Origin of the sequence: Stenotrophomonas sp. SAU14A_NAIMI4_5 (genome assembly GCF_003086795.1) — a bacterium.
Classification (GTDB): domain Bacteria; phylum Pseudomonadota; class Gammaproteobacteria; order Xanthomonadales; family Xanthomonadaceae; genus Stenotrophomonas.
Map to the genome: position 1 here is coordinate 2,497,830 of NZ_CP026003.1, position 21,197 is coordinate 2,519,026.

At 67.3% G+C, this 21,197-nt stretch carries 20 protein-coding genes; 2 read left to right on the forward strand and 18 right to left on the reverse strand.

Features of this window, described 5'->3' with window-relative positions; genetic code table 11:
* Window positions 1–227 precede the first annotated feature (227 nt).
* Together C1925_RS11675 and C1925_RS11680 are read left to right on the forward strand one after the other, a co-directional pair.
* Complete coding sequence (locus C1925_RS11675; RefSeq protein WP_108769026.1) at window positions 228–656, forward strand: PAS domain-containing protein; 429 nt, start codon at window positions 228–230, stop codon at window positions 654–656.
* A complete protein-coding gene (locus C1925_RS11680; RefSeq protein ID WP_108769027.1) occupies window positions 653–2,200 on the forward strand; it encodes a sulfite reductase flavoprotein subunit alpha in 1,548 nt (515 codons plus the stop codon). Before C1925_RS11675 ends, C1925_RS11680 begins: the two co-directional genes overlap by 4 nt.
* A 231-nt stretch (window positions 2,201–2,431) precedes the next feature.
* Here the strand turns inward: C1925_RS11680 and C1925_RS11685 are convergent, their stop codons facing one another.
* The 18 genes from C1925_RS11685 to moaCB form a co-directional block, all read right to left on the reverse strand.
* Window positions 2,432–3,100 (reverse strand): ATP-binding cassette domain-containing protein, encoded by a 669-nt coding sequence (locus C1925_RS11685; RefSeq protein WP_108769028.1) that lies wholly within the window; start codon window positions 3,098–3,100, stop codon window positions 2,432–2,434.
* Window positions 3,090–3,773, reverse strand: coding sequence for a molybdate ABC transporter permease subunit (modB, locus tag C1925_RS11690; RefSeq protein WP_108769029.1), 684 nt, complete (start codon window positions 3,771–3,773; stop codon window positions 3,090–3,092). Before modB ends, C1925_RS11685 begins: the two co-directional genes overlap by 11 nt.
* Window positions 3,774–3,776: 3 nt before the next feature.
* A complete protein-coding gene (modA, locus tag C1925_RS11695; protein ID WP_108770694.1) occupies window positions 3,777–4,520 on the reverse strand; it encodes a molybdate ABC transporter substrate-binding protein in 744 nt (247 codons plus the stop codon).
* Window positions 4,521–4,539: 19 nt separating this feature from the next.
* Window positions 4,540–5,316: a helix-turn-helix domain-containing protein gene (locus C1925_RS11700; protein ID WP_108769030.1), complete on the reverse strand. Its 777-nt coding sequence runs from the start codon at window positions 5,314–5,316 to the stop codon at window positions 4,540–4,542.
* Between the two features lie 11 nt (window positions 5,317–5,327).
* Window positions 5,328–6,542, reverse strand: a complete 1,215-nt coding sequence (locus C1925_RS11705; protein ID WP_108769031.1) for a coproporphyrinogen III oxidase — start codon at window positions 6,540–6,542, stop codon at window positions 5,328–5,330.
* Between the two features lie 45 nt (window positions 6,543–6,587).
* Window positions 6,588–7,928 (reverse strand): nitrate/nitrite transporter, encoded by a 1,341-nt coding sequence (locus C1925_RS11710; protein ID WP_108769032.1) that lies wholly within the window; start codon window positions 7,926–7,928, stop codon window positions 6,588–6,590.
* 24 nt (window positions 7,929–7,952) lie between these two features.
* Window positions 7,953–8,852 (reverse strand): peptidylprolyl isomerase, encoded by a 900-nt coding sequence (locus C1925_RS11715; protein WP_108769033.1) that lies wholly within the window; start codon window positions 8,850–8,852, stop codon window positions 7,953–7,955.
* 3 nt (window positions 8,853–8,855) lie between these two features.
* Complete coding sequence (narI, locus tag C1925_RS11720; protein WP_108769034.1) at window positions 8,856–9,563, reverse strand: respiratory nitrate reductase subunit gamma; 708 nt, start codon at window positions 9,561–9,563, stop codon at window positions 8,856–8,858.
* Window positions 9,560–10,240 carry a nitrate reductase molybdenum cofactor assembly chaperone gene (gene narJ, locus C1925_RS11725; protein ID WP_108769035.1) on the reverse strand — a complete coding sequence of 227 codons (681 nt, stop codon included), beginning with the start codon at window positions 10,238–10,240 and terminating at the stop codon, window positions 9,560–9,562. Before narJ ends, narI begins: the two co-directional genes overlap by 4 nt.
* Window positions 10,237–11,787 carry a nitrate reductase subunit beta gene (gene narH, locus C1925_RS11730; protein WP_108769036.1) on the reverse strand — a complete coding sequence of 517 codons (1,551 nt, stop codon included), beginning with the start codon at window positions 11,785–11,787 and terminating at the stop codon, window positions 10,237–10,239. Before narH ends, narJ begins: the two co-directional genes overlap by 4 nt.
* On the reverse strand, window positions 11,787–15,530 hold the full coding sequence (locus tag C1925_RS11735) for a nitrate reductase subunit alpha (RefSeq protein ID WP_108769037.1): 3,744 nt from the start codon (window positions 15,528–15,530) through the stop codon (window positions 11,787–11,789). The genes narH and C1925_RS11735 overlap by 1 nt, the downstream gene beginning before the upstream one ends.
* An 87-nt stretch (window positions 15,531–15,617) precedes the next feature.
* Window positions 15,618–17,036, reverse strand: a complete 1,419-nt coding sequence (locus tag C1925_RS11740) for a NarK family nitrate/nitrite MFS transporter (protein WP_108769038.1) — start codon at window positions 17,034–17,036, stop codon at window positions 15,618–15,620.
* A 145-nt stretch (window positions 17,037–17,181) separates the two neighbouring features.
* Window positions 17,182–17,550 (reverse strand): hypothetical protein, encoded by a 369-nt coding sequence (locus tag C1925_RS11745; protein ID WP_108769039.1) that lies wholly within the window; start codon window positions 17,548–17,550, stop codon window positions 17,182–17,184.
* The gene (locus C1925_RS11750) at window positions 17,547–18,095 is read right to left on the reverse strand and encodes a molybdenum cofactor guanylyltransferase (protein ID WP_108769040.1); all 549 of its coding nucleotides are present in this window, start codon (window positions 18,093–18,095) and stop codon (window positions 17,547–17,549) included. Before C1925_RS11750 ends, C1925_RS11745 begins: the two co-directional genes overlap by 4 nt.
* Window positions 18,096–18,188: 93 nt before the next feature.
* On the reverse strand, window positions 18,189–18,674 hold the full coding sequence (locus C1925_RS11755) for a molybdenum cofactor biosynthesis protein MoaE (RefSeq protein WP_108769041.1): 486 nt from the start codon (window positions 18,672–18,674) through the stop codon (window positions 18,189–18,191).
* Between the two features lies 1 nt (window position 18,675).
* A complete protein-coding gene (locus C1925_RS11760) occupies window positions 18,676–18,936 on the reverse strand; it encodes a MoaD/ThiS family protein (RefSeq protein WP_108769042.1) in 261 nt (86 codons plus the stop codon).
* The gene (glp, locus tag C1925_RS11765) at window positions 18,936–20,189 is read right to left on the reverse strand and encodes a gephyrin-like molybdotransferase Glp (protein ID WP_108769043.1); all 1,254 of its coding nucleotides are present in this window, start codon (window positions 20,187–20,189) and stop codon (window positions 18,936–18,938) included. The genes C1925_RS11760 and glp overlap by 1 nt, the downstream gene beginning before the upstream one ends.
* A complete protein-coding gene (gene moaCB, locus C1925_RS11770) occupies window positions 20,186–21,193 on the reverse strand; it encodes a bifunctional molybdenum cofactor biosynthesis protein MoaC/MoaB (RefSeq protein WP_108769044.1) in 1,008 nt (335 codons plus the stop codon). Before moaCB ends, glp begins: the two co-directional genes overlap by 4 nt.
* Window positions 21,194–21,197 lie beyond the last annotated feature (4 nt).

Sequence of the window (21,197 nt, forward strand, 5' to 3'; positions counted from 1 at the left end):
ACTGTTCCATATCAAACAGCCGTGAAGCGATGGCGATTTGTTTGTGACAGCGCGTCATCAGTTCAGTACGCAACGTTGGGTGCGCACCGCTGCGGGCACCCTGCGTCACCCGGTCGCAGGGCCTCACCCGGCTGCACTTGACCAATATCAATCCGCAGCATTCACCGGGCGCGTATCTCTATGCAGGAACCCCAACACCGGCGCTGCCGGCTTCCAGAGGACCTGCGATGAGCTACACCCCCGACAACGCCCAGCTGCTGAACGCCCTGCAGAACGTCATGGTGATCTCCACCACCGACCTGCAGGGCAACATCACCTATGCCAACGACCTGTTCTGCACGCTCACCGGCTTTGCGCGCGAGGAGCTGATCGGCCAGCCGCACAGCATCGTCCGCCACCCGGACGTGCCCAAGGCCGTCTACAAGGACATGTGGGACACCATCAAGGCCGGCAAGATCTGGACCGGCATCGTGCCGAACCTCGGCAAGGGCGGCGCGCTCTACGTGGTCGATACCACCGTGCAGCCCCTGTTTGACGCCGAGGGCAACATCACCTCGTACATCAGCATCCGCCGCGTGGTGAACGATCTGATGCAGAACTACGACCTGGTCGAGTTCAGCAAGGAAACCTTCGACGACTTCTACGAAGCCGCATGAACGCGCTGCCCGCCAGCCACCTGTCGGGGCTCCCCATCGGTCGACTGCTGGTGGGCTTCGCCTCCGAATCGGGCAATGCCCGCGCCCTGGCCCAGCGCCTGGGCGCGGACCCGGACCTGCAGCCGCACGCGCCGCAGGTCCTGCCGTTCGACCAGATCGATGTCGCCAGCCTCGGCCACGGCGACGTGCTGCTGGCCATCTCCAGTTCGTTCGGTGATGGCGAGCCGCCGGCCAACGGCGAGCAGTTCTTCGACAGCCTCCGCCAGATCACCGAGCTGCCGGGCCTGCGTTACGCAGTGTTCGGGCTCGGCGACACCGGCTACCCCAGCTTCTGCGGCTTCACCAAGGCGCTGGACACGGCGCTGAGCGAGCGCAAGGCCATCCCTCTGCTGCATCGCGTGGATGCCGACCTCGGCTACGAACAGTTCTTCCAGCAATGGCGGCCGGTGCTGGGCCAGGTGCTGCAGGGGGATCTGGCCGCCGGCCAGGACCTGCGGCTGCAGGTGACGGCCTATGGTGAGGACAACGCCTTCGCCGCGCCCATCCTCGAACGCCGCCGCCTGAACAGCCATGGGCCGGCGGCCTGGCACCTGCAACTCGAGATCGCCGGCAGCGGCATGGCCTACCGGGCCGGCGACACCCTGCACGTAGTGCCCGACAACGATCCGTCACTGCTGCAGGCGCTGGCCACGTGGTACGGCGATCCTGCTGCCATCACCGCCCTGCAGGACCGCGAACTGCGCCTGCACAGCAAGAGCGTGCTGCGCGAGCTGGCCCGCCTCAGCGGCAGCGAGACGTTGAAGGGCCTGCTCAAGGTCAGCCAGAAACGCGAAATGGACGCCTACCTGCACGGGCTGGACATGCTGGACCTGCTGCAGGACCACGCGACCCCGGACAGCGTCCCGCTGGAACGGCTGTGCGGCCTGCTCTCGCAGCGCCTGCCCCGCGCCTATTCGATTGCCTCCCATCCTGGCGATGACCAGGTAAGCCTGTGCGTGCGCGAAGTGCGCTACACCCTGCGCGGCCGCGAGCGCTTCGGTACGGCCACCGGCAGCCTGCTGCATGGCCGTGGCCATGCCCGCGTGTACTGCCGCTCCAACCCCGGCTTCCATCTGCCCGACGCCCCCGACGCGCCACTGCTGATGGTCGGCACCGGCACCGGCATCGCACCACTGATGGGCCTGATGCAGGAACTGCAGGCCGGCGCCTGTGCGCGCGATGTGCATCTGGTGTTCGGTGAGAAGCACCGCGAGCACGATTATCTGTACCGCGAACAGCTGCAGGACTGGCAGTCTGGCGGCCTGCTGGCCGGGCTGCACACCGCCTTCTCGCGTGACGGCACCGAAAAGGTCTATGTACAGCACGTGCTGCAGCAACGCGCCGACGACGTGCGCGACCTGCTGTCACGTGGTGGGCATCTGTACCTGTGTGGCAACAAGCGGCATCTGGAAGGCGCGGTACGCGAGGCCATCGATGCGATCGGGGGCCAGGGGCAGTGGGACGCGCTGCGCGGTGAAGGCCGCACGCACTGCGAGCTGTACTGACGCCGGGATCCATTCCGCCGGGCGTGGCCCGGCGCTACCGCCTGCGGCACGCTGCTGCCCTTGGTAGCGCCGGGCCATGCCCGGCGGGCTGCGCGCCGCAGCATCGGTTCGGCATGGCCCCGACCCGGCGCTGGGCATTCATCCAGTGGGCAACGGACCGCTGATCGGTAGTGCCGGCCGCTGGCCGGCTCCTCAGGATTGCGGGGTTGCCGGCCAGCGGCCGGCACTACCTCAATCGCTGACGATGCGGCCGTCCACCATGCGTGCTACCTGCTGGCCGAACATGTCCACGTCGTGCGGGTCGTGGCTGATCAGCAGCAGCGGAATGCCGGTTTCAACCAGCACCGCCTGCAGTTCCTGCCGCAGGTGCTGGCGCAGGTCATGGTCCAGCGCGGCAAACGGCTCATCCAGCAGCAGCGCCTGCGGCTGGGTCACCAGGGCGCGCGCCAGCGCGGTACGCTGGCGCTGGCCGCCGGAGACCTGCGACGGCAGCAGGTCGGCCACGTGATCGATACGGAACGCGTGCAGCCAGCGCTCCACCGCGTCGATGCGCGCACCACGGCGCGGATTGAACCAGCCACGTTCCAGGCCGAAGGCCACGTTCTGGCGCACGCTCAGGTGTGGGAACAGCGCGTAGTCCTGGAATACATAGCCCAGCCGGCGCCGTTGCGGTGGCAGGTTCATCCCGCTGCTGCTGTCGAACAGCGCCTGGCCCTGCAGCCGCACATGGCCACGCCAGGGCCGCAGCAGGCCGGCCACCGCTTTCAGGGTCAGGCTCTTGCCCGCGCCCGAGGGGCCGAACAGCACCACCTGGCGCTGCGTGCATTGCAGCGCCACGTCCAGCACGAACTGCGGCGTCGCCGCCTGCATCGGCCGGTGCACCTGCAGGTCAAGCCACATCGCGCAGCTCCTGGCGGCGCCCGCCGACCAGCCGCGCGGCCAGCAGCAGGATGACGATGCACACCACCGAGGTGAGGATCACCAGCGCATTGGCCTTGCCATCCTGCCCGGCCTGCACTGCCTCGTAGATGGCGATGGACAGCGTCTGGGTGCGGCCCGGGATGCTGCCCGCCACCATCAGCGTGGCCCCGAACTCGCCCATCGCACGCGCAAAGGCCAGCAGCAGCCCGGCGAGAATGCCTCGCCAGGCCAGCGGAAGGGTGATGCGGAAGAATACCGCCGCCTCGGACACGCCCAGCGTGCGCGCAGCATTTTCCAGCTGGCCATCGACGCCTTCGAACGCAGCCCGCGCCGGCTTGAACACCAGCGGCAGCGAGGCCACCGCGGCGGCAATCACCGCCGCCTGCCAGGTGAACACCAGGTTGATGCCGAACCACGACTGCAGCCACACGCCGATCGGGCCATTCCGGCCGATCAGCACCAGCAGGTAGTAGCCCAGCACCGTCGGCGGCAGCACCATCGGCAGGGTCAGCACCGAATCCAGCAGCTCACGGCCGGGAAAGCGCCGGCGCGCCAGCAGTGCGCCTAGTGCCACGCCCAGCACCAGGTTGATCGCCGTGGCCCAGCCGGCCACTTTCAGCGACAAGCCCAGCGCGCTCCAGTCCAGATCCATGCCTCAGGGCTTGCCGAACCCGTGCTTGACCAGGATCGCCTGGCCCTGCGGCGAGCGGACGAAGGCGGTGAAGCGCTTCGCTTCGACCGCATGAGTGCTGGCCTGGATCACCGCCAGCGGATAGGCGATGCGCCCGCTCACCGGCACCTCGAAGGCGCGGCGCACGCGGTCCGGCATCGCCTGCGCGTCAGTGGCGTAGACGAAGCCGGCATCCACTTCACCCCGTGCCACGTAGTCCAGCGACTGCCGCACGTTCTGGGTGGTGATGGCCTTGCCCTGCACCGCCGGCCACAGCCCGGCTTTCTCCAGCGTGCCCTTGGCGTAGCGGCCCACCGGCACGCTGTCCGGGTTGCCCAGCGCGATGCGCTGCACGCCGGCACCGGCCAGATCCTTCAGCGCACGCGGTGCGGCCTTGGCCTGCGGTGGCACCACTACCCACAGCGCGTTCACCGCGAATACCTGGCGGGTGCCGGGCGCCAGCAGCTTCTGCTGCCCGGCCTGGTCCATCGTGGTTTCGTCGGCCGAGGCGAACACATCCACCGGCGCACCACGGCTGATCTGCTGCAGCAGCACGCCGGAGGCCGCAAAGTTGAAATCGACCTTGGTGCCCGGATGGGCCTTTTCGTAGGCCGCGCCCAGTTCGCGGAAACTCTCGGTCAGGCTCGACGCCGCCGACACCGTCAGGTCGGCGGCCCAGGCCGGCATCGCGGCCAGCACCCCCAGTAACAACAGTCCTGCACGCTTCATCATCGGCTCCCGGTGGGTATCAGTCTGGTTCGGATTCGTCGGCCATGGCGAGCGCAGCCAGGCGCTCAGGTTGCAGCAGCAGGATCTCGCGCTGTTTGACCGCGATCACACCGTCATCGCTCAAGCGCCGCAGCACACGGCTGGCGGTTTCCGGCGCCATGCGCAGGTAGTTGGCGATTTCGGTGCGGGCCATGGTCAGGTTGAAGCGCGTGGCGGAGAAACCGCGCCGCGCGTAACGCGCGGACATGTCCAGCAGGAACGCGGCCATGCGCTCCTCGGTGCGGTGGTTGGCGGCCAGCGTGGCGACCTTGCCGATCTCCGCACTGAGCAGGCTGAACAGCTTGGCCTGCAGCCCAGGCATGCGCGTGGCCAGCAGGCTCAGCTTGGGAAACGAAATGCGGCACAGGTGCACTGTATCCAGCGCCACCGCATTGCAGGGGAAGCGCGAACCGTGGATCGCATTGAGGCCGATCACTTCACCCGGCAGGGCAAAGCCGAGCACCTGGTCGTTGCCCTGGCTGTCATCGACGAAGGTCTTGACCATGCCTGCACGCACCGCGGCAATGGAATCGAACTGTTCGCCGGCACGGAAGATATAGTCACCGGCATGGAACGGACCCACATGGTCGACCAGCACGTGCAGGTCACCCAGCGCGGTCTTGTCATAGCCCTGCGAGATGCAGGCATCGGAAAACGCACAGGTGCTGCAGAAATGCAGCGCATCACCGTCATCGGCGGCGGCGGGGTTCGGTGTGGCCTGGCCAAGGCGGCCGCGGGAAGGCGGATTCATGGACATCGGAGCGACACTCAAGCGCTGGCGACCGCCGGCCGGAAACATGCCGCCATCATACGCCACAGCAGCCGCCCCTCCGCAGCCAGGCGCAGCACGCGCGCATCCCAGTGCGCCCAGCCGCGCGCAAGCAGCGGTTGCAGTTCCGGCGTGGCCTCGGCGAAACAATCATCAAAGGCGACGTCGTTGCGCCACTCGAAGGCGGCGGCATCCACCGAATGGTCGCAGGCCAGGCTCTGCGCGACCTCGGCCGACAGCCGCTCCTGCTCGGACAGGATCAGCCCGGCGGTCACGCCGATCTGGCCGGCCTGCAGGCGTGCCTGCCACTGTGCAAGGTCGTCCTCCAGCCGGTAGAACACCTCGCCGATCTGGCTGCAGGCCGCCAGCCCCAGGCCGACGAAGTCGCTGCGGTCGCGGCGCGGCACGCCGGCCAGGTCACAATGGCGCTGGCCATCGCCGGGCCCGTTGGGATCGGGCAGGTCACCGCGCTGGTAGTGGTCGCCACCGATGGCGACATAGCCGGCATCGCCAAGCAGCCGCCAGGCCTGCAGCCACTGCCCGGCCGCCGGCTGCTCCGGCAACCCGCACGGCGCGGGCAGCAGCACCCGTTCGGGTGCCTCGGCCAGCACTTCATGTACGCGTTCGATGAAGCCCTGATCCGCGAGCGATGGCACCCGCAACTGGTAGTAGCGCGCAGTGAACCCAACCTGGCGTGACTGCGCCAGCAGGGTCGGCCCCATTGCATCGGCACGATCGATCACGGTCAGCCGGGTACAGCCCACCGCACGCAGCTGCGCCGGGGCCAGCGTACTACCGGCATCCAGCCGCACTTCCACCTGCGGCCGAGCCACCGTGCGCAGATGCTGGGGCACGGCATCCAGCAGCTGGCCCAGCGCGCTGGCACCCAGTACCTCGGCCAGACCCAGCTGCAGCACCATGGCCACCACTTCGCGGTCGTCGGCCAGCACATCGGCCTGGCGCCGCAGGGCGGTCAACAGCGTATCCAGATAGATGTTGGCGGTGGTCAGCTGCCCTGCCCGCCCCGCCTGGAACCCGAGGGTCAGGCCGCGCGGAATCAGGTGCTCGTTGCTGGCCCGCACGGCTGCGCGCCAGCCACTTTCGCCGAAGCCGGCACTGAACTGGTCGGCGGCCGGAAACAGTACGTGGCGCGGCTGCTGCAGCAATGCAGCCTTCAGTGCGGTGTCTTCGCTTGCATCGACGGGGAAGCTCATGGCGGACATTTTCCAGCGTTCCTCTGCGCAGGGTCCTGATTGAAATCAAGCGTGACGCTGCTGCCGTGCGCGATCGGCCGCGGCCGCGTCGATGGCTTCGGGCAGGTCGGTTTCGCGGTCGATCTGCGGGAAATGCCGGCGCTCCATCCGGCGGATCGCGAAGTGCATCCACGCCAGCGCCGTGGCCACCAGCACGAACAGCAGCATGAAGCAGCTGCTCCAGATGCCCAGCGCATCGTTCAGCGCGCCGAACACGATGGGCAGGATGAAGCCACCCAGGCCACCGATCATGCCGACCACGCCGCCCACCGCACCCACGTGCTGCGGGTAGTACACCGGAATGTGCTTATAGACCGCCGCCTTGCCCAGCGACATGAAGAAGCCCAGCACGAACACCAGCACGGTGAACATCACCACGCCGATGGCCAGGTGGAAGTGGATCGGGCCGTGGATGCCCTTCACTACATACTCGGTATCCGGATAGGCCAGCAGGAAGGTGCAGATGGCCGAGACGCCGAAGGTCCAGTACATCACCCGCCGCGCACCGATCCTGTCAGCCATCCAGCCGCCGACCACGCGGAACAGGCTGGCCGGAATCGAATAGCAGGCCGCCAGCATGCCGGCGTGGCCCACGTCCATGCCGTAGGCGCCCACCAGATAGTGCGGCAGCCACAGTGCCAGGGCGACGAAGCCGCCGAACACGAAGAAGTAGTACAGCGAGAAGCGCCACACCTGCAGGTTCTTCAGCGGTGCCATCTGCTCGGCGAACGGCACCGGCTTGACGCCGTCACGGCGGCGCTGCTCCAGCGACGGGTCTTCCTTGCTGAACAGGAAAAACAGCACAGCGGTGACCGCCAGCGCCACCGCCCAGACCTTGGCCACCATGGTCCAGCCGGCCGCCACCATTACCAGCGGCGCCAGCAGCTTGGTCACCGCTGAACCGATGTTGCCCGCGCCGAAGATGCCCAGTGCCGTGCCCTGCCTGCTGGCCGGGAAGAACTTGGACACATAGGCCACGCCCACCGAGAAGTTGCCACCGGCAATGCCCACGCACAGCGCAGCGAACAGGAACTGGGTGTAGGTGTGGGCGTAGGTCAGCATCCAGGTGGCCACCGCGCCACACAGCATCACCAGCACCATCACCTTGCGGCCACCGAACTGGTCCGACCAGATGCCAAGGAAGACCCGGCTGATCGATCCGGTCAGCACCGGGGTGGCGATCAGCAGGCCGAACTGGGTGTCGTTCAGCCCCAGCTGCTCGCTGATCTGGATGCCGATGATGGAGAAGATCATCCACACCGCGAAGCACACGGTGAAGGCGAAGGTGCTCAGCCACAGCGCACGCTGCTGCTGCCCGGCACTGACGGGGGCAAGGGCCTGGTTCATGCAATCTCCTTTCCCAAGAGTGGGTCAGCCGTTCCCGGCTTCAGCTTCGATCTCATCCAGCCCGCGCACGGGGTAGCGTTCCTGCAGCTGCAGCAGGTAGGCCTGCACCTCGCGCTGGCGCACCTGCAGTTCCAGGTAGTCGCGGATCTGCGGCAGCACCGCCTCGAAAGGCTGCGGCTGCCCCTCCTCGCGCGCGTCGATGCAGACCACGTGGTAGCCCCAGCGCGATTCCACCGGGAAACCGGCCAGGCCCTCGCGCAGCCGGAACACCTGCCGGTCGAACTCGGGCGTGGTCTGGCCACGCTGCAGCCATCCCAGATCACCGCCGTCGCTGCTGGACGGGCAGCGCGAATGGCGCAGGGCGAAGTCGGCGAACAGGTGCGGAGCCTCCTTCAGCTCGGCCACCAGCCGCTCGCCTTCGTTGCGTGCATCCAGCCGCCCGGCCACGTCATCGGCCGGTGCCGCCAGCAGGATATGGCGCAGGCGCACGCGATCGGGCGAACGGAAGCGTTCCGGGTTCTGTTCGAAATAGCGCCGGCAGTCCTCGTCGCTGGGCACGCGGTCTTCGATCGCGTCCTCGATCAGCTGCTGGATCAGCACTTCCTCGTCACTCACCCGGCCACCCTGCGCTGCGTGCAGGCCCAACCGCTGCACCTCAAGGCGCAGCAGCTCGCGCACCACCAGCGCACGTGCCGCCTCGGCCCGCGACTGTTCCGGACGCATCGCCCGGTGGTGCTGCATCTCGCGGGCGATGTCGGCCTCGCTGATCGCGGTCTCGTCCACGTAAAGCCGGCACGGCGCCGGTTGCCCGAGCGAGCGCGGCCCCTGCGCCCCCGCCTCGTGGTGGTGCGAATGGGCCTCGGCCGGAACCGGGGCATTGGAGTCGATCACGGTGATCGGCAGGAACTTCGGCAGGCTGCCCATGGCTTACTCCCGCGGACCGTAACGCAGCGGGGCCTGGCGGCGGCGCACCACTTGGTAGGGCCGCCACAGGTAGCTGATCGGAATGCTCCACACGTGCACCAGGCGGGTGAACGGTGCGATCAGGAACAGGGTCAGGCCCAGGAAGATGTGCATCTGGTAGACCCAGCTGACACCCTCGATGTAGTCGGCGGCACCGGCACGGAAGGTCACGATATGCTGCGCCCACTCGGCCAGCTGCACCATCACCCCACCATCAAGGTGCCCGGACGAGATGCGGATGCTGTACAGCCCCAGGCACAGCTGGGCAAACAGCAGCACCAGCACCAGCGTGTCGCCAAAACTGCCGGTGGCGCGCACCCGTGCATTGAACAGCCGGCGCACCAGCAGGATGCTGATGCCGATGAAGCACAGGGCACCGAACACGCCGCCCACCACCATCGCCAGCACCTGCTTCTGCGAGGAGGTGATGAAGTGCTCGTACACCGCATGCGGGGTCAGCAGGCCCACCAGGTGGCCACCGAGAATGGCCAGGATGCCGATGTGGAAGCAGTTGCTGCCGATGCGCATGCCCTTGTCCGACAGCATCTGGCTGGAGCCGGTGCGCCAGGTGTACATGGCCTTGTCATAGCGGGCCCAGCTGCCGATCAGCAGCACCGCCACGGCGATGTACGGGTAGTACTGGAAGGCGAATTGATGCAGGTAGTAGTTCATGGCTGGACCTCACGGTGCACGGGACGGCCGGGCGAGCGCGTCGGTGGCTTGCAGTCTTCGGCAGGGGCTTCGGCGCCGAAGCGTACCGCCTCCTCTTCCCACAACCGGTCCATCGCCTCGGCGGTATCGTCGCGGGGTTCCTCGCTGGCGCGTTGCCGCAGCGCCTCCAGGTTGATCTTGCCGTCGCCGGCCTCCACCAGGATTTCCAGCAGCGGCACATGCGGCAGTTTGCGCTCGGCCGCACGTGCGGCCAGCATCCCGGCGATATGGCCGATGTGGTGCAGCCATTCGCGGGCCTCCTCCTGCGGCCGGTGCGCCAGGAATTCCAGCAGCAGTGGCAGGTAGTCCGGCAGTTCGCGGGCATCAAGCTCGAAACCGGCCCGCCGGTAGGTCTCCACCAGGTCGACCATGGCCTGGCCACGGTCACGCGATTCGCCATGGATGTGTTCAAACAGCAACAGGCTCATCGAGCGGCCGCGGTCGAAGGTCGCCAGCCAGGCGGCCTGCGCGTCGAGCGGATCGCTGTCCAGCAGCTGCTGCACGAAACCGCGCAGCTGCTGGCGGCGGCCAGCCGACAACGTGGCCTGGTCACAGGCGGCCAGCAGTTCGTCGCCGTGCTGCCACAGTTCTTCGCGGGGATAATCCAGCAGCACCCCGACCAGCTTCAGGACGCTCATTCGACCACCTCCTTGCGGCGCCGGTGATTCGGCCCGTTGTTGACCACGAAGCTGGTGGTCTTGCGCTGGCCGAACAGGTCGGCCGGGCTGTCACCGTTGCAGCCGTTGCCGAAGGTGAAGCCGCAGCCGCCGCGCTCGCCGAAGGCATCGCTGGCGTACTCGCGATGGCCGGTGGGAATCACGAAACGGTCCTCGTAGTTGGCGATGGCCAGGTAGCGGTACATCTCCTCGACCTGGGCGATGCTCAGGCCGGCCTGGTCGAGTACCGCGGTGTCCTCCACGCCATCCACGTTCTTGGCCCGGCGCCAGGCGCGCATCGCCATCAGCCGTTCCAGCGCGCGCACCACCGGCGCTTCGTCGCCCGCGGTCAGCAGGTTGGCCAGGTAGCGCACCGGGATGCGCAGCGACGCCACGTCCGGCAGCTCGCCGCTCATGCCGATGCGGCCCCGCTCGGCGGCCGACTGGATCGGCGACAGCGGCGGCACGTACCAGACCATCGGCAGCGTGCGGTATTCCGGGTGCAGCGGCAGGGCCAGCTTCCAGTCGATGGCCAGCTTGTACACCGGCGACTGCCTGGCCGCTTCCAGCCAGCTGTCCGGGATGCCTTCCTTGCGCGCAGCAGCGATCACCGCCGGGTCTTCCGGGTCCAGGAAGATGTCCAGGTGTGCCTGGTACAGATCCTTCTCCGCGGCCACCGAAGCGGCCTCGGCAATCCGGTCGGCGTCGTACAGCATCACACCCAGGTAGCGGATGCGGCCCACGCAGGTTTCCGAACACACCGTGGGCTCGCCCATCTCGATGCGCGGGTAGCAGAAGATGCACTTCTCCGACTTGCCGCTCTTCCAGTTGTAGTAGATCTTCTTGTACGGGCAGGCCGACACGCACATGCGCCAGCCGCGGCACTTGTCCTGGTCGATCAGCACGATGCCGTCTTCCTCGCGCTTGTAGATCGCACCGGACGGGCACGCCGACACGCACGCCGGGTTCAGGCAGTGCTCGCACAGGCGCGGCAGGTACATCATGAAGGTCTTTTCGAAGGCCCCGTAGATCTCCTTCTGCACTTCATTGAAGTTGTAGTCGCGCGAGCGCTTGCTGAACTCCGAACCGAGGATCTCCTCCCAGTTCGGGCCCCACTCGATCTTCTGCATGCGCTCGCCGCTGATCAGCGAACGCGGCCGCGCGGTCGGCTGGTGCTGGCTGTCCTTAGCGGTGTGCAGGTTCTGGTAGTCGAAGTCGAACGGCTCGTAGTAGTCGTCGATCTGCGGCAGGTCCGGGTTGGCGAAGATCTTGGCCAGCATCCGCCAGCGGCCACCGGCGCGCGGCACCAGCTTGCCGGCGCGGGTACGCACCCAGCCGCCATTCCACTTGTCCTGGTTCTCCCACTCCTTGGGGTAGCCGATGCCTGGCTTGGTTTCCACGTTGTTGAACCAGGCGTACTCGACGCCCTCGCGCGAGGTCCAGACGTTCTTGCAGGTGATCGAGCAGGTATGGCAGCCGATGCACTTGTCCAGGTTCAGTACCATCGCGATCTGTGCACGGACCTTCATCACACCACCTCCTTGGCGGCGGCCGGAACGGCCTCGCCATCCAGCCAATCGATCTTGTCCATCTTGCGGACGATCACGAACTCATCGCGGTTGGTGCCGCAGGTGCCGTAGTAGTTGAAACCGTACGCCAGCTGCGCGTAGCCACCGATCATGTGGGTGGGCTTGAGCACGATGCGGGTGACCGAATTGTGGATGCCGCCACGGGTGCCGGTGATCTGCGAGCCCGGCACGTTGATGATGCGTTCCTGGGCGTGGTACATCATCGCCATGCCGGGCATCACCCGCTGGCTGACCACCGCTCTCGCGGCGATCGCACCGTTGACGTTGAACAGCTCGATCCAGTCGTTGTCGACGATGCCGGCACTGCGCGCGTCGTCCTCGCTCAGCCACACGATGGGGCCGCCACGCGACAGCGTCTGCATGATCAGGTTGTCGCTGTAGGTGCTGTGGATGCCCCACTTCTGGTGCGGGGTGATCCAGTTCAGCACGATCTCCTTGTTGCCGTTCGGGCGCTGGTTCAGCAGCGGCTCCACCGTGCGCGTGTTGACCGGCGGCCGGTAGCTCATGAAGGCCTCGCCGAAGTCGATCATCCACTCATGATCCTGGTAGAACTGCTGGCGCCCGGTCACGGTGCGCCACGGAATCAGCTCGTGCACGTTGGTGTAGCCCGCGTTGTAGCTGACGTTGTCGTCCTCCAGGCCCGACCAGATCGGCGAGGAGATGATCTTGCGCGGCTGCGCCTGGATGTCACGGAAGCGGATCGCCTCGTGTTCCTTGCCCACCGCCAGGTGGGTGTGCTCGCGGCCGGTGAACGTGCCCAGCGATTCCCAGGCCTTCACTGCCACGTGGCCGTTGGTCTCCGGGGCAAGGTGCAGGATCACTTCGGCCGCGTCGATGGCGGTCTCGATGGCCGGTCGTCCCTGGCTGACGCCCTCGGCGTGCACGGTATGGTTGAGCTTGCCGAGGAAATCGATCTCGTGCTTCGTATCCCAGTTCATGCCCTTGCCACCGTTGCCGAGCTTGTCCAGCAGCGGGCCCAGCGAGGTGAACTTGCGATACAGGTTGGGGTAATCGCGCTCGACCACCGTCATCGACGGCATGGTCTGGCCCGGGATGGCCTCGCACTCGCCCTTCTTCCAGTCGGCCACGCCGAACGGCATGCCCAGCTCATTGGGCGTGTCATGCAGGGTCGGCACCAGCACCAGGTCCTTTTCAACGCCCAGCACGCCCGGTGCCATGTCGCTGAGGGTGCGTGCCACGCCCTTGAAGATGTCCCAGTCGCTGCGCGATTCCCAGGCCGGGTCCACCGCCTTGGACAGCGGGTGGATGAAGGGATGCATGTCCGAGGTGTTGAGGTCGTCCTTCTCGTACCAGGTGGCCGTGGGCAGCACGATGTCCGAATACAGCGCGGTGGTGCACATGCGGAAATCGAGCGTGACCAGCAGGTCCAGCTTGCCCTCCGGAGCTTCGTCATGCCACTTCACTTCCTGCGGCTTGATCGCGCCCATCTCGCCCAGGTCCTTGCCCTGCAGGCCATGGCGCGTGCCGAGCAGGTGGCGCAGCATGTATTCATGGCCCTTGCCCGAGGAACCCAGCAGGTTCGAGCGCCAGATGAACATCATGCGCGGGTGGTTCTGCTGTGCATCCGGGTCGGCGAAGGCGAAGTCCAGCGAGCCGTCCTTGAACTTGCCCAGCGCGTAGTCGGCCGGGGCCACGCCGGCCGCTTCAGCCTCGCGCACCAGCTGCAGCGGATTGCGGTCCAGCTGCGGGGTACTGGGCAGCCAGCCCATGCGCACCGCACGCAGGTTCAGATCGGCCAGGCTGCCGCTGTACTTGCTGGCGTCGGCCAGCGGTGACAGCAGCTCGTCCACCTGCAGCTTCTCGTAGCGCCACTGCCCGGTGTTGAAGTAGAAGAACGAGGTGCCGTTCATGTGGCGCGGCGGGCGGCTCCAGTCCAGGCCGAAGGCCAGCGGCTGCCAGCCGGTCTGCGGGCGCAGCTTTTCCTGGCCCACGTAATGCGCCCAGCCGCCACCGGTCTGGCCCACGCAGCCACACATGATCAGCATGTTGATCAGGCCGCGGTAGTTCATGTCGTTGTGGAACCAGTGGTTCATGCCCGCGCCGACGATGATCATCGAGCGGCCGTGGGTCTTGTCGGCGGTGCGGGCGAACTCACGGGCGATCTCGATCACTTCAGCGCGCGACACGCCGGTGATGCGTTCCTGCCAGGCCGGGGTGCCCGGTACCATGTCGTCGAAGCTGGTGGCCACGTTGCCGCCGCCGAAGCCACGGTCCACGCCATACTGGGCCAGCAGCAGGTCGTAGACCGTGGCTACCAGGGTGTCGCCGCCGTCGGCCAGGGCCAGACGACGCACCGGGATGTTGCGGTCGAGCACGTCCTCGGCCGGGGCCGCGGTCCAGCCGTCGGTCTCGATGCCGCCGAAGTACGGGAAACTGACCGCTTCAATGCCCTCATGGCCGTCGGCCAGGCTCAGCCGCAGACGGGTATCGGCGCCGTTGCTCTCCTTTTCCTCGATGTTCCACTTGCCCTTCTCGCCCCAGCGGAAGCCGATGGAGCCGTTGGGCACCACGATCTGGCCGCTGCTCTCGTCGTAGGCCAGGGTCTTCCAGTCGGGGTTGTTGGCCTCGCCCAGCCCACCCAGTTCGCTGGCGCGCAGGAAGCGGCCCGGCACCAGGCGGCCATCGTCACGGCGCTCCAGGCGCACCAGCATCGGCATGTCCGAATACTGGCGGCAGTAGTCCTGGAAATACTGCGAAGGCGAATCGACATGGAACTCGCGCAGGATCACATGGCCGAAGGCAAAGGCCAGTGCCGCGTCGGTACCCTGCTTGGGGTGCAGCCAGTGGTCGGTCAGCTTGGCCAGCTCGGAATAGTCCGGGCAGATCGCCACCGTCTTGGTGCCGTTGTAGCGCGCCTCGGTGAAGAAGTGCGCATCGGGCGTGCGCGTCTGCGGCACGTTCGAGCCCCAGGCGATGATGTAGCGGCTGTTGTACCAGTCGGCCGATTCGGGCACGTCGGTCTGTTCGCCCCAGATCTGCGGCGAGGCCGGTGGCAGGTCGCAGTACCAGTCGTAGAAGGACAGGCAGGCGCCGCCCAGCAGCGACAGGTAACGCGCGCCCGCGGCATAGGACACCATCGACATCGCCGGGATCGGCGAGAAGCCGACCACGCGGTCCGGCCCGTACTGCTTCACCGTGTACAGGTTGGAGGCGGCGATGATCTCGTTGGCCTCTTCCCATTGCAGGCGCACGAAGCCGCCCATGCCACGGCGGGTCTTGTACGAGCGCGCTTTGTCCTTGTCCTCGACGATGCTGGCCCAGGCATCCACCGGCGCCATGTTCCTGCGGGCTTCACGCCACAGGCGCAGCAGGGTGCCGCGGATCAGCGGGTACTTCAGGCGGTTGGCGCTGTACAGGTACCAGGAATAGCTGGCGCCACGCGGGCAGCCACGCGGTTCATGGTTGGGCAGGTCCGGGCGCGTGCGCGGGTAGTCGGTCTGCTGGGTTTCCCAGGTGACCAGGCCGTTCTTGACGTAGATCTTCCAGCTGCACGAACCAGTGCAGTTCACCCCGTGGGTGGAGCGGACGATCTTGTCGTACTGCCAGCGCTGGCGGTAACTGTTTTCCCAGTCGCGCCCCTCGCTCTTGGCAAAACCATGGCCATCGGCAAAGGTCTGGGGTTCACGCTTGAAGAACTGCAAGCGATCAAGGAAATAACTCATCGTGGATCTCCCTTTGCGGACATCGGCATCGTGGCTGGGGTGTTCATTGGCTTCGGTGCACTGCTCGGGTTGTCAGCTGGGCTGCCCCTAGCAGGGGGTTTCAGCACCGCGCCGGTAGTACCACCACCAGGTCACGGCCAGGCAGGTGAAGTAGAAAGCGATGAATCCGTACAGCGCCATGTCGGGGCTGCCGGTCAAGGTGATGGACGAGCCGTAGCTCTTGGGGATGAAGAAGCCGCCGTAGGCACCGATCGCGCCGGAGAAACCGACCACGGCGGCCGATTCGATGCTGGCCTGGTGCCCGGCGGCGGCCTTGCCCTCGGCGCTGTCGTTGGCCGACCAGCGCTCATGCAGGGTGCGGAAGATCACCGGAATCATGCGGAAGGTGGTGCCGTTGCCGATGCCGCTGAGCACGAACAGCGCCATGAAGCTGAGCAGGAATCCGTAGAAGTTGCCGCCCTGGCCATGGCTGGGCAGGAAGTGCAGCACGCCGAACACCGCGGCGATCATCAGCGCGAACACCCAGAAGGTCAGGCGCGCGCCGCCCCAGCGGTCGGCCATGCTGCCGCCCACCGAGCGCATCAGCGCGCCCAGCAGGGGGCCGATGAAGGCGTAGGCCAGCGGGTTCACATCCGGGAACTGGCTCTTGACCAGCATCGGGAAGCCGGCCGAGAAGCCGATGTAGGAACCGAAGGTGCCGATGTACAGCCAGCACATCAGCCAGTTATGCTTGCGGCGGAAGATCACCGCCTGCTCGGCGAACGAAGAACGGGCGCTGGTCAGGTCATTCATGCCGAACCAGGCCGCCACCGCGCAGACCGCGATGGCCGGCACCCAGATGAAGCCGGCGTTCTGCAGGTACAGCGGTGCCCCGCCCTCCACCGCCGGCTGCGGCGCGCCACCCAGCGCACCAAACACGCCCGCGGTGATCACCAGCGGAATGACCGCCTGGGCGACCGACACGCCCACATTGCCCAGGCCCGCGTTCAGGCCCAGCGCCAGGCCCTGCTTCTGCTTGGGGTAGAAGAAGGAAATGTTGGACATCGACGAAGAGAAATTCGCCCCGCCGAAGCCACACAGGATCGCGATCACCACGAACACCCAGTACGGGGTGGCCGGGTTCTGCACGGCGAAGCCCAACCAGATTGTCGGTGCCAGCAGCGAGGCGGTGGACAGCGCCGTCCAGCGGCGGCCACCGAAGATCGGGATGACGAAGGAATAGAAGATGCGCAGCGTGGCGCCGGACAGGCTGGGCAGGGCCACCAGCCAGAACAGCTGGTCGGTGCTGAAGCTGAAGCCGATCTTCGGCAGGCTGATGGTCACTGCCGAGAACAGCACCCAGACCGCGAAGGCCAGCAGCAGCGACGGTATGGAGATGACCAGGTTGCGGGTGGCGACCCGTTTGCCGGTGCGCTCCCAGTAGCCAGCGTCTTCCGGCGCCCAGTCGCTGATGACGCGGCCGGGACTGGCAGTGCTTCGGACAACAGGATCGCTACCGACGGTCATACATGGCTCCAGGGCTGTGGAATGACGTGGGTACTGCTTTCAAGTTGTAACCCGTCGTCATGGGCCTCATTAGGCCCGCACTGCGCGATGACGGGGTTGATCTGGATCAATCAGGGGCGGGTTTCCACCCTGCCCCTGACAAATGTCAAATCGGTGACTCGGTACTGCCGCGGCGGCTCACGCCGCGCTGGCGCACGCTGTCACGCACGTCCACATCGAACTGCAGCTGCAGCGTGGTGCCGTCATCCAGGTACAGCGCAAAGCCGAGCCCATCACGGCACGGCAGGCGCCCGGCCAAGCCGTCCACCGCCGCACGCGGCAGCACCAGCCGGCAGTAGGTGCCACCATCGAGCAGCACCGCCTGGTCGCCGCCGTGCAGCGACACCGCCGTGCCCCAGCCGCCGTTGCCGCCGAACCGGGTCAGGTTCTCGACCGATTCACCGGCCAGCAGCTGCGCCAGTTCAGCCTCATCCAGGCGCAGACGCATCGCTTGTTCCTGCAGCTGCACCTTCATGAGGCGACATCCTCCCACTGGGCGGGGGTATTGCAGTTGACCAGGGCGCTTTCGTCGGCGGGGGACAGGCGCACCGCGTGTGCGCCCAGACGGTGTTGCAGGGCCTGCAGCGAACGCGGGCCAAGGGGATCGTGGATCATGCTTTCAAGGACTGTACGGCTTTCATTGTCCACATAAAACAGCATCGGAAGCGGATGACCGTCATAGATCGTGCAGCGGCCAGACTGCGCATCACGCAATTGCTGAAGCAGTCGGGGGGTTAGCCGGGGCGTATCCACCGGCACCACCCAGGCCGGGCCATCGGGCATCTGCAGGGCCACGCTGTACAGGCCGCCCAGCGGGCCGCAGCGCGCCACCCGGTCGGGAATGCCATCAAAGGCCGGGTAGCGACCGCTCACCCAGACCCGCTCCGCACCTGCCAGCATCAGCAGGCCGCGCATGTGTTCCAGCAGGATCCGCCCCTGCCAGGGCAGCATCGCCTTGTCGCGGCCCATGCGGCTGGACAGCCCGCCCGCCAGCACGATGCCGGCCATCGGCGCGCTCATGGCAGCGCCACGCCCTCATCCACGCATGGCGTGGATCTACTGGGCCCCACCGTCAGTAGACCCCCGCCATGCGTGGCTGCCAGTGGAGTGGATTCATTCATGGGCATGGTCATGCACCGGCGCGTCGTCGGCATGGCAGAGGCTGCAGCCTTCGGTCCATTCGCTGTCGCCGTCCTGGTAATGCTCCTGCTTCCAGATCGGGCACTGGTGCTTGACCGCTTCGATCAGCTGCCGGCAGGCACGGAAGGCTTCATCGCGGTGCGGGCTGCCTGCGGCCACGACCACCGCCACCTCGCCCACCGCCAGGCGGCCCTTGGCGTGGGCCACATACAGCTTCAGCTTCGGCCCGTAGGCGGCCTGCACCTCGGCGGCCAGCCGCTGCACCTCGTTCAGCACCAGCGGCTCGAACAGGTCATAGCTGATGCCCAGCACCGGGCGACCCTGGTTGAGGTCACGCACCTTGCCGATGAATACGTCGATACCCCCGAAGCCGGGGTCGGACACCGCGGCGATGCCCTCGGACGGGTCGATCGCCGCCTGTGCGCGGTCCACCACCTTCGCGATCGTGGGATGGCTCATCTCAACCCCCACTGACCGGCGGCAGGATCGCCACCCGGCCATCGGCCGGCAGCGCATCGTGGTCGCGCAGCACCTGTTGCTGGTCGGCGAACGCCGAGTAGTCCAGCAGGCCGGCACGGAAGCCCGGCCAGCGCACCGGCAGCAGCTCGCGCAGCGCCTGGCGCAGGTCGGCAATCGTGGCCCCGGCGACGTCCACCGTGATCTCGCGGCTCGCATCCAGGTCGGAAAACGCACCAAACAACTGCAGGTTCACCTGTTTCATCATGATTCCTCGCTTACCAGCTGCACCGGCTCGTGGTGACCCCAGCCCTGCACCCGCACATACGTACCGGCTGCGGCCAGGTTGCCCTCGGCCTCCAGCACCACCCAGGCGTTGGCCCGCAGCATGGACATCAAACGGAACGACTCCTGGCCGGACAGCACGCGCGCGCTCAGGCGTCCCTGCGCGTCCACTTCCACCCGCGCACGGGCGTGGAAGCGCAGGCCCTCGGGCTTGCGCACGTCGGCCTGCAACGGCAGCTGCAGCGGCGTTTCCGCGGCCAGCCCCAGCAGCCGCCGCAGCACCGGTTCAACGAAGAAGCGCTGGCCCACCGCCGCCGACACCGGGTTGCCCGGCAGGCCGAAATACAGCGCGCCGCCGGGCAGTACCGCAAACAGCAGTGGCTTGCCCGGGCGGATCGCCACCTTGTGGAAGATGATGCGGGCGCCGCGGTCACGCAGCGCGTCGGGCACGAAATCGTAGCGCCCGGCCGACACCGCACCGGTGCTGATCAGCAGCTGCGCACCGGCGTCCAGCGCCTGGTCCAGCACGGCATTGAAGGCGGCCACGTCGTCGCCGACCGTGCCCTGCCAGACCACCTCGGCGCCGGCCGCCTGCAGGCGCCCCACCAGGTAGGGGCGGTTGCTGTCACGGATCTGGCCCGATTCCAGTGCCTGCGCCTCGTCGGTCACCAGTTCCTTGCCGGTGGCGATCACCGCCGCCTTCGGGCGCGCGGCCACGGCCACCTCGCCTACACCGATGGCGTGCAGCAGGGTGCGGGCGTTGATATCCAGCACGTCGCCGGCACGCAGCACGCACTCACCTTCGTTTACATCCTGGCCGCGCAGGCGCACGTGCTGGCCCGGCTTGACCTCGGCGCGCAGGGCGATGCGGGTCGGGCGGCCTTCATGACTCTGCAGGATCTCCACCTGCTCCACCGGCACCACTGTATCCAGGCCGGCCGGCATGCGTGCGCCGGTCATGATTTCCCAGGCGCCCTCGCCTGCTTCGGCACCGGCATCGCCGGCCGCCTGCCAGCCCTGCACGGCAAATTCGCTGCCGGCGTCGAAAGTGTTGCCCTCGGCACGCAGCGCAAAACCATCCATGGCCGAGTTGTCGAACGGCGGCAGCGACTGTGCGCTGATGATATTGCTGGCCAGGGTGCGCCCGCCCGCATCGTGCAGGCGCAGGCGCTCGGCCGGCAACGGCGACGCCGCGTCCAGCAGGTGCTGCAATGCTTCGCTGTACGGGATCATGCCGCGCTCCCGTGGCCGCCGCCGTCCACCATCGCCAGCGCGTGGCCAAGGACCGGCGCCAGGATGTCCAGGCACTGCGCGGCCGCACGCGGGCTGCCTGGCAGGGCAAACACCAGCATGCCGCCCAGCTGCACCACTTCGGCCCGGCTCAGCCAGGCCATCGGCGTGTGCTGTGCACTCAGCGCGCGCACCATCTGCGCCAGCCCATGCACCGGGCGCGCATCCAGCGACTGCAGCGCCTCCGGGGTCAGGTCACGCGGCCCCAGGCCGGTCCCGCCGGTGCACATGCACAGGCGCACGCCACTCTCGGCCAGCGCGCGCAGACGGCCGGCCAGCGGTTCGATGCCATCGGCCAGCACCTCGGCCGCCACCACCTCACCGCCCAGCGCCTGCAGGCCGGACACCAGCTTCGGGCCGGATGCATCGGCATAGGTGCCATCGCTGGCGCGGTCACTCAGGGTAATCACCGCGCAACGGGCGCCTTCCAGGCCCCTGGGTGCACGCGGCTTGAAACGCGCCTGCTCGGCCTCGTCCATGCCATCGGGGTGCAGCCACACGCCGCGCTTTCCGCCTTCCTTGAACAGCAGGCGGATGCCTTCGATGCGCAGCGCCGGCTCCACCGGCTTGCTCAGGTCGTACAGGGTCAGCAGGGCCGCATTGACACCGGCCAGCGCCTCCATCTCCACGCCGGTGCGTGCCTCGCTGGCGCACTCGCACCAGACCCGGATCGACTGCCGTTCCGGCACCGGTGCGCAGAACACCTGCACCAGTTCCAGCGACAGCGGGTGGCACAGCGGCATCAGCATCGACGCCATCTTCGCCCCCTGCAGGCCGGCAATCTCGGCCATCACCAGCGCATCGCCCTTGGGCAGGCGGCGCTCGACGATCAGCGGGTAGGCCACCGGCCCCGCATGCAGTTCGCCCACTGCCACCGCGCGGCGGCGGGTGATGCGCTTGTCGCGGACATCGGCCATGTGGAAGGCCGCGTTCAATTCCCCAGTCATGGTC